The following is an 18,215-nucleotide window of genomic DNA, read 5'->3' as shown; positions in this document are numbered from 1 at the left end:
TGGTTGCAGACTGTCAGAAAAACAGCGATAATGAAACTGTCCCGGTCCATGGCGCGCTCCTTGTGAATATGGCTTAGATACCGCTATTCTACAGGATGCGCCCCATGGATCGGGCATTTTTTTAAGAGTTGCACATTAGGTGGCATAGCTTTCCGCTAAGGCAAAATACTTGGCCGCTGCCTCGGTGCAGCTTTGGCGCACTGCCTCGTCAACTGCCGGGTCGCCTGCGGTGAAGAGGCCAATCTTGCCGCGCACATAGGCCCGGTAGCATTTGTAAAAGTTCAGCATTCCGCGCAGGCCGCTGTCGCCGGAGAGCTGGCAGAAGCGGTCAATGCAGTGCTCGGACAGCTCGCGCAGGCCGTGAAAATCCAAGTCCATCGCCAAGAAAGCCACGTCGCTGGCCACGTCGCAATAACGGAAACGCTGGTTGAACTCAATGCAGTCGAAGATATAGACTTTGTCCGCCAAGCAGATGTTGGCCGAATACAAATCGCCGTGGCAGTCGCGGATATAACCGCCTGCGATGCGCTGCTTGAAACGCTCTTCATCAGCAAGAAAGGCTTTTGACCACGCCGAGATGCGGTCAAACTGCGCCTGACTGAGCGCGCCTTGGCCGATGAAGCCTTGGGTTTGCTCGAAGTTCTCCAAGATGTTGACCGCCACCTTGTCCGCCAAGCCGAAGCCGTCAATCTCCGCGCTGCGCTCCGCCTGCTGATAAAAGGGAATCAGCCGCTCAACCACCGCATCCACCTGCTCGCGGCCCAGCTTGCCCGCCCGGATCAGATTGCCCATCATGCCTTCTTCCGGCATCCGGGCCATCTTCACGCCGTATTCGAGCGCCTCGCCGGAGCCGCTGAGGCCCTCCGCTGTCACCGTGACCAGATCAAGGTAAATCTCCGGGCAGAGGCGGCGGTTGAGCAGCAGCTCCTGCTCGCAGCAGTGCCGCCGCTTCTCCAAGGTGGAGAAGTCGAGAAAGCCGAAGTTGACCGGCTTCTTGAATTTATAGACGAAATCGCCCGCGATGAGGACGAAGGAGATATGCGTCTGCACCAGCCGCACATCAACGGCAGGATGCGGATAGGCTTCCGGGCGCAGCAGCGCGGCGACAAAGCCGGGCAGGTTTTGATGATCCATGTTTTTTCTCAGGCAGTTATAAAATATAACGGCTCAAATCCTCGTTCTCCGAAATGACGGACAGCTGCTGCCGGACGTAATCCGCCGTCACGGTGAAGGTCTGCCCGTCCAGTTCCGAGGCATCGAAGGAGAGCTTGTCTAACACGCACTCCATCACCGTGTGCAGCCGCCGCGCGCCGATATTCTCGGTCTTGCGGTTGACCTCCGCCGCAATCCGAGCCATTTCCCGCACAGCGGCCTCATCAAACTTCAGTTCAATTCCTTCAGTTTGCATCAGGGCGGTGTACTGCTTGACCAAGGCGTTGTTCGGCTCTGTGAGGATGCGGAAAAACTCTTCTTCGCCCAGCGCGTTGAGATTGACCCGGATGGGAAAGCGGCCTTGCAGCTCAGGGGCCAAATCCGAAGGCTTGTTGGTGTAAAACGCGCCGGAAGCTATGAACAGAATGTGATCGGTGCGCACTGGGCCGTATTTGGTGGTCACGGTCGAGCCTTCGACGATGGGCAGCAGATCGCGCTGCACGCCTTCCCGCGAGACATCCGGGCCATGGCCGCCGCCGCCGCGCGAGGCGATCTTGTCGATCTCATCCAAGAAGATGATGCCGGTCTGCTCGGTGCGGCGCACCGCCTTTTCAGCCACGCTTCCGCTGTCCACTAATTTCTGCGCCTCTTCTTTCTTCAGATACTCCAAGGCTTCAGGCACGCGCACCTTGCGCTCTTCCTTCTGGCCGGTGAAAATCTTGGAGAACGCCTCCTGCAAAGAGGACTGCATCTGCTCTAGGCCGGAGGCGGAGAAGACCTCGACCACCGGCCCCGGCGCGCGGCTTGCAGCCACTTGCAGCTCCACAGTGCGCTCGTCCAGCTCGCCGCTGTGCAGCATCCGGCGCAGCTTTTCGCGGGTTTTGTCCATGCTGTTGCGCAGACTCTCGTCTTCATACGGCAGGGCGATCACCCCGCCTTCTTCTCCGCTGCCCGGCTTCGGGGCCGGAATCGGCGGCAGCAGCAGATCCAGCAGCCGCTCTTCCGCCGCCGCAGCGGCCTTGGCGGCAACACCCTCCTCCTCCTCCTTGGCGACCATGTTGCAGGCTAACTGCACCAAGTCGCGGATCATGGACTCGACATCGCGGCCCACGTAGCCAACTTCGGTGAATTTCGACGCTTCCACCTTGAGGAAGGGCGACTGCGCCAGATGCGCCAACCGCCGGGCGATTTCCGTCTTGCCCACGCCGGTGGGGCCGATCATGATGATGTTTTTCGGCGCGATCTCCTCGTTGAGCGGCGGCGGCACCTGCTGCCGCCGCCAGCGGCTGCGCAGGGCGATGGCCACGGAGCGTTTGGCCTCGTTCTGACCGATAATGTAGCGGTCCAGCTCCTGCACAATCTGCTTCGGGGTGAGGGAATTCAATGGGTTCATGCGTGGTTGCTCGAAAATCGAAAAATCACCCTTGCGGAGCTGCCAGCAGCTTCTCCACGATCAGGTTGTCATTGGTGTAAACGCAGATGGAGGCGGCGATTTTCATCGCCTCGCGGGCTACAGCCTCCGCATCCAAAGCGGAATGAGCGATCAGGGCCGTGGCCGCCGCCTGCGCGAAAGCCCCGCCGGAGCCGACCGCCAAGATGCCGCTGTCCGACTCAATCACGTCGCCGCTGCCGGAGAGCAGAAGTGAATATTTGCTGTCCACAGCAATCATCATCGCCTCAAGGCGGCGGAGCATCTTGTCCGTGCGCCAGTCTTTAGCCAGCTCCACAGCGGCCCGCATCAGGCTGCCGTTGAACTGCTCCAGCTTCTGCTCCAGCCGGTCGTAGAGCGTGAACGCGTCGGCGGTAGAGCCGGCGAAGCCGGTGATCACCTTGTCATGATGCAGCCGCCGCACCTTGCGGGCCTGGTGCTTGATCACGGTCTGGCCAAGCGAGACCTGGCCGTCTCCGGCCATGACCACCTCGCCTTTATGCCGCACCGCCAGAATAGTCGTTGAGCGTATCCGTTGCATGGTGTGTGTCGTGGAGAAAAAATCAGCGGATGCTGAGGCCGCTTTTTTTGCGCGGAGAGCCGTGCGAGAAACGGCCCAGCAGCCAGCCCAGCAGCAGCACGCCGCCGCCCGCGAGGAACCAGAAGAGCTTGCCGGTGTCCTCAGCCGCCCGGCGTTCCGCTTTGAGCTTGTTCTGCGCGGCAACGCAGTCGGCCAGTTTTTCGCTCTCGCTGTCCTGATGCTCCTTCAGCGCGGTCAGCTCCATGCTCAGATCGTCATTTTTTTTTCTGAGCTGCTCATTCTGCTGACGGAACATCTTGGCATCCTCCACCGGCGGCGCAGCAGCGGTGAGCAGATGCTCCGGCAGCCAGCCTTCGTCGCCGTCCTCGAAACGGACTTTGGCCCAGCCATTTTTCTCCGCCAGCAGCTCGCTTTTGACGTTGACGCGGACCATCTTGATAATTTTGTAATTATCCCCAGCTCCGCGCCGCACCGGCACGTCAATGTTGGCCGAAATGAACCGGGTTGCAGATCCGGCTGAAGCGGCGGCAGGCAGCAGCCAGGCGGCGGCAAGCAGCGGAAGAAGGCGGCGCAGAGCGGTTTTGGACGCAGCGGCGGCATTCCGCCCGCCTGCTGCGCAGCGGCCCTTGTTGAGCAAAGCTGTCATCGTGCGTGATTCGGGTTGGCGGATAGGTGGCTCATTGCAGCTGAAAACTGTCAGGCTACACTATAAAGCGGCTGCAATGCAAGTCAAGAAAAGGAAAAAGCTGTCCGGGCGGACAGTGAGGAAAAATAAGCCGCCGCAGGAGCGGCGGCGGGGCGGAGCTTACCGTCTGATGCCGGAAATCATGCCCGGATTCATGATCTTGTTCGGCGCCGAGCCTTTGAGCCAGCAGAGCGGGCTGGCGTTGTCGCGGCGCGGCGGCTGCTCGTGCGGCTTGACCCAAGTGAAGGCGCGGCAGCCGGGATCTTCAACGCAGGCGTTCATGCACTGGCCGAAATCGCCGACCGGAAAGCCGGGCCGGAGGTCGCTGCCGGGCAGATCGGTGTTGTACTCCACGATGAAGGCCGGCCCGACCGGCCCTGCTGCGGACGGCGGCCCGGTCATCGTCGGCAGTGCCGGGGCGACTGCCGCCGGAGGCGGAAAAACCGCTGCCGCAGGAGGCGGCGGCTGGGAGTGGGCCAGCGCGGCGGAGCCAAGCAGAGCGGCAGGAAGAAGGGCGAAAAAGAGCTTGCTGTACATGGTGTTGTCCTCGCAGAGTATGTTAGGAAGGGACATTTCAGCGGCACCGGTTTATTTACCATGTTTCGGCGGAAAATGCACATATTCCTGCCGCTTGCCTGAAAAAAATCAAAAACAGCCGTCCTCCCGCACCATCCTGCTGATTCCTGTGTAATCAATCTTCCCGCTGCCGAGGAGCGGAATCGTCTCGACCTGCCGCACTTGCCGGATGTTGTGCAGCGGCGACAGCCCGGCCTCGCGGATGATCTGGTTGACCTCCTGCCGCTCGACGGCCAAGGTGGTCAGCAGCACCAATTCCGGGTGCTGCTCGTCGCCAGCTGCGGCTACGGCCAGCACCGGCCCCTCGCCAGCCGGAAGCCGCGTCTCCAAAGCCTGCTCAATCGCAGGCAGCGAAATCATCTCCCCGCCCAGCTTGACAAAGCGTTTCAGCCGCCCGGCAAAGACCAGCACCCCGTCGCGTTCAAACATCAGGTCGCCGGTGTCATACCACTGCTGGCCGTCAAACGCAACAAAGGGCGACTTGGCCTCGCCGATGTAGCCTGAAAATACATTCGGGCCGCGCACCAAGAGCCGCCCGTTTTTGCCCGGAGCCGCTGGCTTGCCGCTTTCCACATCAATGAGGACATGACGCATTGAGGGCAGCAGTTTGCCGATTGTGCCCGGCTTGGGATCCGTGAGCGAGTTGACCGAAACCACCGGCGAGCACTCAGTCACGCCGTATCCCTCGCAGAGCAGGGTCTGCGGACATTTTTCTTTTAGAGCGGCGAAGACATGGTCCGGGCATTTTTCCGCGCCAGAGAAGATCAGGCGCAGAGAGTGGAGCTGTGCCGCCGTGCCTGCCCGCAGCATCCCGCTGAGAAAGGTCGGCGTGGTGATAAGTGCGCTTGCGCCGTAGGCTTCAGTCATCTTGGCGAGCATCGCGCCTTCAGTCGGGTTGGGCCAATAGACCGTGCGCAGTCCTGCGCAGAGCGGCAGCATCACGGTTCCGGCCAGGCCGAGCGAATGGAAGACCGGCAGGATGCCTAAAAGGCGGTCGTTCGATGAAAGCGAGAGCATCTGCGAGAAGTCGCGCAGATTGGCGAGGAAATTGGCGTGCGTGAGCGGCACTGCCTTCGGTCGCGCCTCGGAGCCGGAAGTGAAGAGGATAGCCGCGTTCTCAGCAATCTTGGCCTGCCGCAGCTTGCTCCAAGAAAAACGGCTCCTCAGCAGTGAGGCTATCTTGCGCCCAGCCGTGATGCGGGCGGCGATGTCTTCCAAATAAAGCCACTGCACACCGACCTGCTCCAGCTCGATGCCCTGCGCGGCCAGGCGGCTGGTCAGGGCTTTGGCGGTGAGCACCTGCGTCGCGCCGACCACGCCGAGCGAGTGCTTCATGTTGGCCACGCCGCTGGTCCAGTTGACCATCACCGGCTCTTTGCCGCTGAAAATTACGGTCAGCCACGTGACCGCCGCGCTGACCGAGCCGGGCAGCATGATGCCGACGCGCTGGCCCGGCAGCTGCTCAATCTCCGGCAGCAGGGCATCAATGGCCAAGACGAGCTGCCGCCACGTTTTGTCGCCCCGAAGCTGATCGGAAAGGATGACCTGATCAGGATTCTTCTCCGCCTGCCGCAGAAACAGCTCGGCGATGTTCGCGCCGTCGGGGATGGACAGCGTCCGTGCCTCGGCCGGGGCGAACCAGGCGGCGGAGACCGGCTTCAGCTCCGCGCCAGCGAGCGTCGGCATGATGCCGCCCGCAGCCAAAATGCAGTCGGCCACGGTTTTTAGGGCTTCAAGATTGTCCGCCGCCACGCCGAACTCCTGTTGAAGCCATGCGCCGAACTCCGCCAGCACCAAGCTGTCCAAGCCAAGGTCAGCGGCAAGGCTGTCGCTCTCGGCGATGTCCGGCGCGCCCGCCAGCTCGCGCAGCTTGTCGATGACCAAAGCGCGGGTGGCTGCCGGAATTTTGCCGGTGTCCTTGTCCGCAAACTCGGCCTGCCGCTCCTCGTGATAGATCGGCGCATAGCCCTGCCACCAGTACAGCGGCACTTCGGTGTGCCGGTCAGGATTCTGGTTGTAAAAATCCTCCAAATAGCGGTTGATCACCTGCTTGCCTGCGTTGCGGGCTGGGAAACCATCCGGCTCGACAAATTCAATCTCAACCTTGCGTCTCGGCATGAAGAAAATGCCGTTCGCCAGCACCGCCAGCGTCAGCTTGCCGATGTCTTTCAGCAAAGACGGAATGCCCCGCGCCCGGCTGAAGCGGCTGCCCCAGAGGCCGCGCAGTCTGACTATGACAATCCGGGCCTCCGGCACACCATGAACGATCGTGGCCGCGCCGCTGTTGCCGCCGATCAGCTCTATATTGCCCCGACTGATCCGCCCCGAAGGGTAGAGCAGGACGCTGTCGCCCTGCTTGAGCGCGGCGATGATCTCCTCAATCCCTGCAAAAACCTGCTCCTTGACCTGCTGACCGCTGGTGTTGAGATCCGGGATGCGGATCGCCCGCAGCTCGGCCATCAGCCAGCGGAAAAGCGGGTGGCTGGTCTGACCCGCATCAGCGAGCGGCCTTGGCGCGAAGGCGTTGAACAGCAGGCTGGTGATGATCACCGGGTCAATCAGGGCCTGATGGTTGGGCAGAAAGAGGATGGGCCGCCGGTCATCGCGGCGGCTCTTCTTGATTGCCCGCAGGCCGGAAACGCGGATGCGGTAGCGGAGGCGGAGCAGACAGGCAAGCAGGAGATTGAGCAGGAGCTTCACGGCAAGACCTCATGTGGTGAAAAAGACATCTGGCGCAGCTGTTGGCATTCAGCGTTTCCGCAGCACCCGCTTGTCGTCGACCCGAATGGTCAGCTTGATTTTATCGAAATACTCCAACAAAGGGATGGAAAATTTGCGGGACAACCCGGTCAGATCTTTGAAGCGAGGCGCGTCAATCTCGCCCTCTTTGAGCATGAAGGCGGTCATCTTGTCGGCCAGCGCGTTCAGAGCTTCTTTGTGGAAGATCAGACTTTCATTGACTTTGACCAACACGCCTTGCCGGAGCAGCAAATCCATGACCTGCTGAATCCGTTTCTCTGGAAACTCAGATAAGGAGGCCAGCACCTCCTTAAGCAGGGGCGGTTCCAAGCCAGCCTGCTGATAAACGCGGCCTATCTTGTTCTGCATGGCCTGCTCATCCACTTGCAGGGTGATGTGATGCCCGGCAAGTCGCACTTCAGCCCCTTCTTGGACGATGCGGCCCTGTCTGCTCAGGCTGCTGATCAAATATTGAAAGAGCCTCTGATCAGCAGGCGGCTTGAGCTTAGAGCGCAGTTCCTCCGTGGCCAGGCCGTTTTTGATTGGATTGTCGCGATGGTATTTGCCGAGCAAGGCCAGGATGGCTTCAGCCAGTTTATCGGCCACAGAAGCCGCCACAAGCCGCTGGCTGTCCGCTTCCACCACCAGTATTTTCTTGGCTGAGATGGGCTGTTCGAGTTGCTTCTTCAGCCGCTTGCCAAAAAGGCCGAGCCGAGCTGCCAGCTGCTCGGCAGTGATGCCCTGCACGCCGCTTTCCTCAAGCAGCAGCAGGATTTTTTCGGTCAGGCCGCCGTTCTTATAGACTGCAAAGACCTCGCGGCTGCGCTGGCGGTCGCGCTCCGCCGCCCGTTTGCGCTTGGGCGGGAAGTTATTGAGGATCACGCCGCCGCCGAGAGTGACCGCAGGCGAATAGCTGCGGATGACAAAGCGGTCGCCCGGCCAGACCGTGACCGGCTCTTTGAGAATGAGCTGAATGTTCGCATCTTCGCCCGGATCCAAACCGTCCTTTTCCAGCAGCACGACCCGGCCCACAATCTCCCGTGTGCCGACATGCAGGCGCACCTGGCTGCGGTTCTTCAGCTTTTTACTATTCCCCTTTAAATAGTGCAAATCAGCATCTAAAAGGGTGGAAGCAAGCATTGAGCCGGGCGCGGCAGCCATGTCGCCCCGGCTGATCTGCTCTTTATCAATACCCTGCAAGTTGATGGCCGTGCGATGCCCGGCTTCGACCAGCTCGCGCGCGGCACCATGCACTTGAATGCCCCGTATTTTCGCCGTCAGGCCGCCGGGGTAAAAGGTGAGATCTTCGCCCGCTGCGATGCGCCCGGAAAGCGAGCTGCCAGTAATCACCGTGCCAAAGCCCTTCATCGAGAAGACCCGGTCAACGGCCAAACGGAACGGGCCGAATTCCTCCTGAAAGTTGATTGCCCGGACTTTTGCGTCCAGCACCTGCTTGATTTCCTCTATGCCTTCGCCTGTAACAGAGGAAACCGGGATGAGCGGCGCGTTCTCAAGAAAGCTGCCGCTGAAGAATTCCCGCACTTCCTCTTGCACCATGATCAGCCAGTCTGGTTCAACCATGTCCTTCTTGGTTAGGACGATCAGGCCGTCGCGGAGACCGAGCAGGCGGCAAATGTCAAAATGCTCTTTGGTCTGCGGCATGATGCCCTCGTCCGCTGCCACGACAAAAGCCACCATATCCATGCCTGCTGCGCCCGCCACCATGTTGCGGACGAACTTCTCATGGCCAGGCACATCCACGATGCCGAGGCGGTGGCCGCAGGGCAGATCAAGATGGGCGAAGCCAAGCTCGATGGTGATCCCCCGCGCTTTCTCCTCTTTCAGACGGTCGGTGTCAATGCCGGTCAGGGCGCGGATTAGGCTGGTCTTACCGTGGTCAACATGACCGGCAGTGCCGAGGATTATTTCACGCATTCTTTGTTTTTCAGGCTGCTTGGTTGTGGAACGGGATGGGAATGCGTCCCGCTTAGATTGGATACACAAGCCCCGGCTGCGCCAGATGCGCGGCCAGAAAGGCCAGCCCTCTTTCCAAGCTGCCAAAACAAGGAACATCGGCGGCCCGCAGCATGTCGAGATCAATTTTTTGCGTCATGGCAAGCTGGCTGACAGAAGGTTTGTACGCCCTGCCTTTCGGTAGCTGCGCAGAAAGCCATTCTTTGATGCCCCGGTGGGCTTCCCAAGAATCCTTGTCCCATGCCGGGAAGCCCATTTTGCTCAGGCAGGGAAGAAAAAGCACCTCGTATTCGCGGTGCAGCAGGACATAGGCTGTAGGAAAGGGCAGATTGAGCGTCCGTAGCTGCTGCGCCATTTCTGGCGCAAGCTGCTTGGGGCACCGGTCGTCCTCGTCGCGGAGTATCAGCAGCGCGCCTGCGTCCGGCTTGGAACGGATCAGCTCCGCGCCCGCTTTGATGCCGCCAGTTCTTCTGCCCTGCCATTGATGCAGGTTTGGCCAGCGCAGCGGCTTGCTCCACGGCAGATATAGGCCGACTGTCTGGCTGACGCGGACAACAAGATTCTGCGCCGCCTCCACTTCGCCATGCCCTTCAACAAGAAGATAACCTTTCTTGGCGGTCAATTCATTCTCCCTGCAACTGTCAGAAAAGCCGCTGCGGCTGCAAATCTCCGGCAATGAACAAGTCGCCAAGCCGCAGCAGGCTGTCGCGCACAGGTTGCAGCTGCGCTTCAGTCATTTTATGAATGTCCGTCTTGCCGTCAGCGCGGCTGACCACGAAAATCGCATCGTTCCGCACATCAACCACATCAAGAATGATCGGGCTGTGTGTGGTGACAAAAATTTGCGATACCTCGCTCGTCTGCCGCAAATAGTCGTAGAGCATGGGCAATGCGCCGGGATGCACGGTCAGCTCCGGCTCTTCAATGCCGATGACCGGCAGGTGCGGAGTTTGCAGCAGGGCTGTGAGCAGTCCGGCGACCCGGAGCGTGCCGTCTGACTGCTGGGCCGCGTCGAACCAGCGTTTTTCTTTCTTTGATTTCGCCTGCTGCCGGAATTCGGCGATCAGATAGCCAGCCGCCCTGCTCACCCGGATGTCCTCAATGTCGCCGGTGAGCTTGTGCAGCCCGGCCACCATGTCGTCTTTGACCTCTTCCTGCCTGATCAGATCGCGCAGAACCGAAACCCAGTTCTCGCCATGCTCTTTCAAAGGGCGGCTGGAGTCAAAACTTTGCGGCACCCGCAGCTTGTCGGGAAAAATCGAATACACCGTGATGTCGGAGAGAAAATCAACTAATGGCTTGAACAGCTTGGTTCCGCCAAGAGCTGTCAATGCCAGCGACTGCTCATCCATGTATGGAGCAGCACCGTCCGGTCCATTCCATTCATTGCCAATGCGCCGAAATTCCTGGGTGCCTTTATTGTGCTCACTTGCAACGATTTGCTCGGATTTAACTCTGTATTCTTCAAGACGGTCGCCGGTCAGCACAAAACCATATTTATATGGGCTGCTATCAATTGTCAGCTCCAATTCGATCTGCACATCAAAAGGTCGGCCATGACTGCGTCGGCGGACGCTGTCAATGCCGTTGCGGTTGGAGATGGCCGCAGGTAAGCCATGCTTGACTGCGTCGCGGACAAAAGAAAGCACATCAAGAATGTTGGATTTGCCTGAGCCGTTCTGGCCGATGAGAAAAGACAGTCTGCCTGGCTGGAAATTTGTGCTGGGGCCCAAGCTGCGGTAATTCGACGCGACGAGTTTTGTGATCATGATTGCTTAGTTGTTCTCCTGCGGAATCGCTATCTCCAGCTTGCCGAGCAGTCCGCCGATGGCGATCTGGCCTTCCACGTCGGCGCGGGTGAAGCGGAGATGGTAAATGTCCGCCGGGAGCTGCTTGGTCGTGGTGTCCAAGCTAATCCATTGCCCTTGAATGCAAACCTCGTTCCAAGCGTGATAATAAAAGGCGTTTTTCTGCAAGGTCACACCGGCGGCGATGGCGGTCGGGATGCCGAGGCTGCGGCTGAGGGCGGCGAAGAGGGCCGCGTGCTCGTTGCAGTCGCCGAGGCGGCTGTCCAGCGTGGTCAGCGCGTCAGGCAGGCCGATCACGGGCCGTTTCTCGATGTTCGCATACACCCAGTCAGTCAGCAGTTTGACCTGCTGGACGGGATCGGTCACATCGCCGATAATCTCCTTGGCCTTGGCGATGATTTTTTTATCCTCGGCCTGCACATAGCGGCTGCCGCGCAGATAGGCCGCATTTGCGCCGCAGTCTTCCGGGCCGTCGGCCTGCGGCGGGAACGCCTCCTTGCGCACCGTCAGCCTGCCGTCGGCGAACTGCTGCCGCCCGCCGTTTAGCTCCACCTCAGCTTCAGCGGGAAAACGGAGCTGATAGATCGCTGCCGCGCTGTCTTCCGGCGGCAATGCGCCTGAATACTGCACCGCCACCGCCGCCAGCAGCTCGTCGCCGCCCGCTTCGATGTTCATCGCCTTGAACTTCGGCTCGGCCTCGAAGACAAAGCCCGCAGGCGACTCCTCCTTGATGACCTTGCCCTGCTCATCGAGCCAGAAGCGGGTGGTCATGCCGGAGTAGGACTCGGTGAACTCATGCAGGTTGTAAATACGCCCGCTGACCAGCTCCTTGTCCGGCCCTTTGTAAGTGATGACCGACTCGCGCTTGGTCAGCGAGAAGGGATCAAAGAAGGGAGCCTTCAGCTTCTCGCCCGCCTTGCTCATTTTGGCCAGCAGATAGCCGCGCTGGTTGAGCGGCAGCAGGGGCGTTTCCGGCAGGGTGACTGTGTCCTTGATCACTGTCCGGCCTGTGTCCAAGGTGAAATGCACGGCGCGGCCCTCGGTCTTTCCTTCGGCCTTGGTGCTGTAAAAAGGCGAGCTGAAGGTGAACTGGAAGCTCTTCAGCCGCATCCCGCTGTCTAACTCCGCATGCAAATCCATGTCCACCGGCTGCACGCTGTTGATCACCTTCAACTTCAGCGAAGCCTGCTGGCGGATGCGGTAGCCGCCGTCAACCGGACGCACGTCCTCCATCACCCAGCCGATGCGTTTGGCGTTCAGATGCACGCCGTAATATTGCTGATATTTGGCCTGAAGCAAGACGGCCTGCTCGCCGCTGTCCAGCGCGGCGATGAAGAAATCCCGCCGCGCCAGCAGGAGCAGCAGAAGCAACCAGCCGACAATGACGGCGTATTTGAACCAGCGGAAGGTGGTCATAGGCGCAAGGTGGCAGAAAAGATGGTCAGCAGTTGCAGGACTGTATGAAAAAGCATACCCTACCGCCGCCGGGCCGTCAACCCGACGGGAAAAGCGGGTTCAATCCGCCTGACAAACAGGTTGTGTTCCGCCGCGCATTCGGTGTACTCTTTTCTCTGCCGCCGCTGGCCGCAATGTTTGCGCGCAGGCTGCGAAACACAACACGAAAAAAGGAGGATTCAAAGCATGGCCGCACGAAAGAAACAGCCGCAGAAAAACCTGATTGTCACTGTGCTGGTGGTCGCCGCCGCTGCGGCCTTCCTGCTCTTCACCGGCAATGCGCCGGAATTCCTGCGCGGCTACATCCCGCAGGAGCTGCATTCGATTTTCTACCCTGAGCAAGGCGGCGGTGAGCCGGTCGAGGCGGCAGGGGTGAAAATGAGCGGCCTCCCTCAGACAGAAGGGAACAGCAGCATCGCCACCTTTGACCGTTCCAAGCGGGAGCTGAAGAAGCTCTACGTCAACGCCCGGCATTTCACTGAGTTTTACTGCGGCAGTGCCTTTGACGAGGACTTCAATCTCGACCACAGGAGAAGCGGCTTCCGCTTCCGCAAAAACGAGGAGCGGGCGAACCGGGTTGAATGGGAGCATATTGTCGCGGCAGAGTCTTTCGGCCAGAGCTTTGCTGAATGGCGCGACGGCCATCCCAAATGTGTCAAAAAGAATGGCGAGCAGTTCAAAGGGCGTGAATGCGCCAGCAAGACCAGCAAGCTCTTTCAGCTGATGGAGGCGGACATGTACAATCTTGTGCCTGCGATCGGCGAGGTCAACGGCGACCGCAGCAATTACCGCTTCGACATGATTCCGGGCGAGAAGCGCGAGTACGGGAAATGCAACATGGAGATTGAAGACCGCATCGCGGAGCCGCCGGACGACAAATTCGGCGACATCGCCCGCACTTACATGTACATGGAGGCGGCTTACGGGCGCGGCGTGATCGCGCAGTCGAACATCAAGCTCTTTGAGGCGTGGAACAAGATGGATCCGGTGGACAAATGGGAGTGCGAGCGCGCCCGGCTGGTTGAAAAGGTTCAGGGCAACAAGAACACCATCCTCGACAAAGCCTGCAAGCAGGCGGGACTGTGAGCAAGGAGGGCGCCATGTTGCCTGATGCCGTCCGACCGTCAACACCAACTACGTCACGCCGGTGACAGACATGGACAACAAGCCTGATTACAACCGCAAGCAGGTCATCTCCTGGGCCTTGTACGACTGGGCCAACTCTGCTTTCGCGACCACAGTGATGGCCGGCTTCTTTCCGGTCTTCTTCAAGCAATACTGGAGCGCAGGCAGCTCCGCCGTGGAGAGCACCTTCCGGCTCGGAGCAGCCAACTCCATCTCCAGCCTGCTCATCGTCGCTGCCGCTCCAGTGCTTGGGGCCATCGCCGACCGGGGCAGCGCGAAGAAACGCTTCCTCCTCTTCTTCTCCTTCCTTGGTGTCGTGATGACCGCCAGCCTGCATCTGGTCAGCAAAGGCAACTGGGAGCTGGCGGCTGTCCTCTATGTGCTGGCCACAATAGGCTTTTCTGGCGGCAACATCTTCTATGACGCGCTCCTGGTTGATGTGGCCGGGCCGACGAAGGTGGACTTCGTCTCCGCTTTGGGCTTCTCCTTCGGGTATCTGGGCGGCGGCATTCTATTCGCCTTCAATATCTTCATGACCCAGCAGCCGCAGCTCTTCGGCCTCACCGACGCGGCAGAGGCGGTGCGCTGGTCATATATCATTGTCGCTCTCTGGTGGGCGGTTTTCTCGCTGCCGGTGCTGCTCTTTGTGGATGAGGCCCAAGGTCAGCCGGAGCGGCCCGGCCTGGGCATGGTCATGGACGGCTTCAGGCAGCTCGCCCGCTCCTTTACAGAAATCCGCAAACTGAAGGCCGTGCTGCTGTTCCTTGCAGGCTACTGGCTGTATATCGACGCGCTGGATACCATAGTCCGCATGGCGGTGGACTACGGCATGGCCATTGGCCTGAAGCCAGCCGGTTTGATGACTGCGCTACTGATCACCCAGTTTGTCGGCTTTCCAGCGGCCATTGCCTTTGGCAAGCTCGGTGAGCGGCTGGGCGCGAAGACCGGCATTCTGATCGGCATAGGGGTGTACGTCCTGATCACGATCTGGGCCTACTTTATGCGACAACAAAGCGAATTTTACATCCTCGCTGTGGGCATCGGCCTCGTGCAGGGCGGCGTGCAATCCCTCAGCCGTTCTCTCTACGCCCGCATCATTCCACAAAACAAGGCCGCAGAGTTCTTCGGTTTTTACAACATGCTCGGCAAGTTCGCCGCCGTCATCGGCCCTCTGTTGATGGGCTGGGTGGGTATGGTCTCAGGCGACCCGCGCACGGGCATCCTGTCCCTGATTGCGCTGTTCATTACCGGAGCCGCGCTGCTCTTCCATGTCGATGTCGAGCAAGGGATGCGGATGGCCCGGGAGCTGGAGCAGGAGCATTGAGGTGGAATTGCGCGTCATGCTCCCAGCTTGTCGGTCAGCATCTCCACCTGCTGGCGGACACTGCTTTTCTGGACGATGTCACGGCTGACCGTCTTGATGGCGTAGAGCACAGTGGAGTGGTCGCGGTTATAGAGGCTGCCGATGTTGGCAAGGGACTCCTCGGTGTACTTGCGGGTCAGGTACATGCCGATCTGGCGGGGGAAGGAGACCGCCTGCTTGCGCGAGCGGGAGAGCAGCTCGTCAACAGAAACGCGGAACTGGCTGCTCACCACCTCGCGGATGGACTCGCCGCTGAGGCGTTTGCTCTTCTCCTGCTCCATGCTGACTAAGCCCTCCAGCACCTCGCGCACCATGTCCATGTCCGGCTGGGCGTTGCAGAGGCTGGCCTTGGCCCGCAGGCCGAGCAGCGCGCTCTCTATGCGGCGGATGTCGCCCTGCAAATGCTCGGCGAGCAGATGGACGTGCTCATCACCCAGCGGCAGGCTGCCGAGAGCGGCCTTGTGCCGGATGATCGCTGATCTGGTGCTGTAGTCCGGGGCCTTGATGTCCGTGACTAAGCCGGAGCTCATGCGGGAGCGGAAGTCCTCGTCCACGCCGCTGAGTGCGCGCGGTGCCACTGCCGAGGTGAGGATGACCCGCTTGCCCGCCTTGATCAGGTAATCAAGGATGTTGTTCAGCTCTTCCTGCGTCTTGGTCTTGCCGCTGAGGGTGTGGACATCCTCGATCAGAAGCAGGTCGCAGCCCTGAATGAACTTGCCAGAGAACTGCTCCATGCTGTTCTCGCGGATGCACTTGACCATCTCGGCAGAGAACTGCTGGGCGGTGAGGTAATGCAGACGGGTCTGCGGCGCACTGCGCATCACTTGATGCACCACGGCCTGCGTGAGGTGGCTTTTGCCCAGACCGGTGCCGGAGGTGAGGAAGAGGCTGCTGCCGAAGGACATGTCCGCGTCGGCGATGGCCCGGCAGGCGGCGCGAGCCATCAGGTTAGACTGGCCGACCATGAACTGCTCAAAGGTGTAGCCGGGATGGAGCGAGCGCACTGAGGCTTTGAAGGTGCTCATCCCCGGCAGACGGAGCTGGCCAGAGCCGTTCCGCTCCTGCTGCGGTGCAGCGGCGACAGTCAGCGAGACTGCGGGCGGGCTGCCGGTCAAACTGCTCAGGCTGGCCTCAATCAGCTTGAGGTAGCGGTCTCTGATCCAAGCGCAGAAGAGGCGGTCCGGGCAGGCCAGCTCCAAAACCTGATTCGTCTCCCGCACACAGGCGATCGGGGTGATCCAGAGGCTGAACTCGCTTTCAGGCAGCGCGGCGGACAAAGTTTTCTTGACGGTTTCCCACAGCATGGAGGCGTTGTTCCGGCGGTCGGCGGCAAATGAGGAAAGAAATGACAGACCCCATCCTTTTACCTGAAAACTGTCTGGGCCGTCAAAAACGATACAGGCCGATTTGCCGCCGCCTGCCTCTTCGCGGCTGCTGCCGGGCAGACTGCGGATTTTCACCCCTTTGCGCTTCAGCAGAATCCGAACCCCTCCTGAACGCTGGCTTTCAGCGCGTCACAGCTGCATCCTTTCTGATTTCATCGCCTTGCCTCCATTCTCTGCTGCCCGGCGAAAACTGAAAGCTCGTTCATGCTCATCCAATCTTAACCGTTCTCTGAAAAGCGGGATATTTCGCTTCTGCCCCTCACTGCCGCGCGAAATCCGGCCTGACCAGCCCGAACTTCTGGATCTTGTAGCCGATCTGCCTTTGCGTCAGGCCCAGCTCGCGCGCGGCCCGCGCCTGGACCCAGCCGTGGCGCATCAGGGCCTCCTCGACCTGCTCCCGCTCCATGTCCTCCAAGGACTTGCGCCGCTGCGGCATGTCCTGCGGCTGTGGCACAGCCGGAGCCGCTGCCTGCGCTGCGGGCGGCAGCATCACTGCTTTCGGGGCGAAGAAATAGTCTGGCAGGTCTTCCAGCCGCAGCAGGTCATCGGCCGAGAGGATCACTAAGCGCTCGATCAGGTTTTGCAGCTCGCGGACGTTGCCGGGCCAATCGTAGGCGCTCATCGCATCAAGGAAGTCGCGGCTCATGCGCAATTGCTTCTTGTTGCGCAGGTTGCTCTGCTTGAGGAAGTAATCCACCAAGAGCGGGATGTCGTCGCGTCGCTCTTTCAGCGAAGGCAGGACTATGGGCACCACGTTGAGCCGGTAGTAGAGATCGTTGCGGAAGCTGCCTGCGGCAACCGCCTGCTCCAGGCTGACGTTGGTGGCGGCAATGATCCGCACATCGACGCTGATGGTGCGGTTGGAGCCGAGCCGCTCAAACTGCTGCTCCTGCAAGACCCGCAGCAGTTTGGACTGGAGCAGCAGCGGCATCTCGCCGATCTCATCCAAAAAGAGCGAACCCTTGTCCGCCATCTCAAAGCGGCCTATGCGCGTGCCGCCTGCGCCGGTGAAGGCGCCCTTCTCATGGCCGAACAACTCGCTCTCCAGCAGGGCCTCTGGCAGGGCGGCGCAGTTGATCTTCACAAACGGCCTGTCGCGGCGCGGGCTGGCCTCGTGGATGGCCTGCGCCGCCATCTCCTTGCCCGTGCCTGAATCCCCCAGCAATAGCACCGTGGCCTGACTGGGCGCGACCCGCTCGATACTCCAGAAGACCTCCTGCATAGCCTTGCAGTGGCCGATGATGCGGTGCTTGCGGTGCCGCTCGTGCAGCTGGGCCTTGAGGCTGATGTTCTCCTGCACCAATTGCTGGCGGTCGCGCCGTATGGCCTGATTGAGGCTGAGGAACTGGGCGATCAGCGTGGCCAAGACGGTGAGGAAGCGCACGTCCTCTTCCAAAGAAACCTCCATGCCGAAGAGGCGGTCCACACTGAGCACGCCAACCGGCTTCTCGCCGAGCAGCACCGGCACGCCGATGAAGGCGAGCTTGGTCTTGCTGTACATGGAGCGCGCGCCGGTGCGGTTGAGGAAGAGCGGCTCGCTGCTCACATCCGGGACAATAAAGGGCGAGGCCGAGCTGAAGATCTTGCCGCAGACTCCCTCATCGAGGCGGTACACGCCCCGCTGCTCTTCCTCGACCGTCAGGCCGTAGGAAGCGCGGATGGCCAGCCGCTCGCCGCCTTCATCCAGCAGGGCGAGCGTGGCCCGCTCCATGCGCAGGGTGTCGTGCAAGACCTTGAGGATGGCGGAAAGCACACTGTCCAAATGCACGGCAGAGTCGATCAGCTTGACGATGCGGTGCAGCGCCTTGACCTCCAGGGCCTCAGTGGTGAAGCGAGAGGATGGGAACAAGCAGTTGTCGGCATTCATATTAGAAAGGGTGGTTCAAGGTTCTATGGTGTGCGGCGGGCCTCGTCACCAGTGCGGAGGATTCCTCGACACTGGTGATGTCCGCCTCCCGGCACTGGTGTCGGGCCGCGCTGGAC

At 60.4% G+C, this 18,215-nt stretch carries 14 protein-coding genes; 2 read left to right on the top strand and 12 right to left on the bottom strand.

Annotated elements, in window-relative coordinates:
• Positions 1-135 precede the first annotated feature (135 nt).
• The 10 genes from ACNKH3_RS07070 to ACNKH3_RS07025 form a co-directional block, all read right to left on the bottom strand.
• The gene (locus ACNKH3_RS07070) at positions 136-1,134 is read right to left on the bottom strand and encodes a hypothetical protein (protein ID WP_417916382.1); all 999 of its coding nucleotides are present in this window, start codon (positions 1,132-1,134) and stop codon (positions 136-138) included.
• A 16-nt stretch (positions 1,135-1,150) separates the two neighbouring features.
• Complete coding sequence (gene hslU, locus ACNKH3_RS07065) at positions 1,151-2,545, bottom strand: ATP-dependent protease ATPase subunit HslU (protein ID WP_417916381.1); 1,395 nt, start codon at positions 2,543-2,545, stop codon at positions 1,151-1,153.
• A 25-nt stretch (positions 2,546-2,570) separates the two neighbouring features.
• The gene (gene hslV, locus ACNKH3_RS07060; RefSeq protein WP_417916380.1) at positions 2,571-3,122 is read right to left on the bottom strand and encodes an ATP-dependent protease subunit HslV; all 552 of its coding nucleotides are present in this window, start codon (positions 3,120-3,122) and stop codon (positions 2,571-2,573) included.
• A gap of 22 nt (positions 3,123-3,144) precedes the next feature.
• A complete protein-coding gene (locus tag ACNKH3_RS07055; RefSeq protein ID WP_417916379.1) occupies positions 3,145-3,768 on the bottom strand; it encodes a TIGR04211 family SH3 domain-containing protein in 624 nt (207 codons plus the stop codon).
• Positions 3,769-3,927: 159 nt separating this feature from the next.
• On the bottom strand, positions 3,928-4,380 hold the full coding sequence (locus ACNKH3_RS07050) for a PAN domain-containing protein (RefSeq protein WP_420208732.1): 453 nt from the start codon (positions 4,378-4,380) through the stop codon (positions 3,928-3,930).
• A 72-nt stretch (positions 4,381-4,452) separates the two neighbouring features.
• Positions 4,453-7,083, bottom strand: coding sequence for an AMP-binding protein (locus tag ACNKH3_RS07045; protein WP_420208731.1), 2,631 nt, complete (start codon positions 7,081-7,083; stop codon positions 4,453-4,455).
• A gap of 48 nt (positions 7,084-7,131) precedes the next feature.
• The gene (selB, locus tag ACNKH3_RS07040; RefSeq protein ID WP_420208730.1) at positions 7,132-9,057 is read right to left on the bottom strand and encodes a selenocysteine-specific translation elongation factor; all 1,926 of its coding nucleotides are present in this window, start codon (positions 9,055-9,057) and stop codon (positions 7,132-7,134) included.
• 52 nt (positions 9,058-9,109) lie between these two features.
• Positions 9,110-9,718 carry a hypothetical protein gene (locus tag ACNKH3_RS07035; protein WP_417915844.1) on the bottom strand — a complete coding sequence of 203 codons (609 nt, stop codon included), beginning with the start codon at positions 9,716-9,718 and terminating at the stop codon, positions 9,110-9,112.
• A gap of 19 nt (positions 9,719-9,737) precedes the next feature.
• Positions 9,738-10,865 carry an AAA family ATPase gene (locus ACNKH3_RS07030; protein WP_417915845.1) on the bottom strand — a complete coding sequence of 376 codons (1,128 nt, stop codon included), beginning with the start codon at positions 10,863-10,865 and terminating at the stop codon, positions 9,738-9,740.
• A gap of 6 nt (positions 10,866-10,871) precedes the next feature.
• Complete coding sequence (locus ACNKH3_RS07025; protein ID WP_417915846.1) at positions 10,872-12,320, bottom strand: transglutaminase-like domain-containing protein; 1,449 nt, start codon at positions 12,318-12,320, stop codon at positions 10,872-10,874.
• Between the two features lie 225 nt (positions 12,321-12,545).
• Here ACNKH3_RS07025 and ACNKH3_RS07020 point away from each other — a divergent pair, with 225 nt between their 5' ends.
• Together ACNKH3_RS07020 and ACNKH3_RS07015 are read left to right on the top strand one after the other, a co-directional pair.
• The gene (locus tag ACNKH3_RS07020) at positions 12,546-13,445 is read left to right on the top strand and encodes an endonuclease (protein ID WP_417915847.1); all 900 of its coding nucleotides are present in this window, start codon (positions 12,546-12,548) and stop codon (positions 13,443-13,445) included.
• A gap of 70 nt (positions 13,446-13,515) precedes the next feature.
• Positions 13,516-14,808, top strand: coding sequence for an MFS transporter (locus ACNKH3_RS07015; RefSeq protein ID WP_417915848.1), 1,293 nt, complete (start codon positions 13,516-13,518; stop codon positions 14,806-14,808).
• A gap of 14 nt (positions 14,809-14,822) precedes the next feature.
• On the opposite strand, the gene dnaA is transcribed toward ACNKH3_RS07015, so the two are convergent.
• Positions 14,823-16,307: a chromosomal replication initiator protein DnaA gene (gene dnaA / locus ACNKH3_RS07010; RefSeq protein ID WP_420208729.1), complete on the bottom strand. Its 1,485-nt coding sequence runs from the start codon at positions 16,305-16,307 to the stop codon at positions 14,823-14,825.
• A gap of 184 nt (positions 16,308-16,491) precedes the next feature.
• Positions 16,492-18,099, bottom strand: coding sequence for a nif-specific transcriptional activator NifA (nifA, locus tag ACNKH3_RS07005; protein ID WP_420208728.1), 1,608 nt, complete (start codon positions 18,097-18,099; stop codon positions 16,492-16,494).
• Positions 18,100-18,215: the final 116 nt, after the last annotated feature.

It is taken from the genome of Candidatus Electronema sp. JC (genome assembly GCF_048287365.2).
GTDB lineage: Bacteria > Desulfobacterota > Desulfobulbia > Desulfobulbales > Desulfobulbaceae > Electronema.
This window is presented reverse-complemented; position numbering and strand designations above follow the sequence as displayed.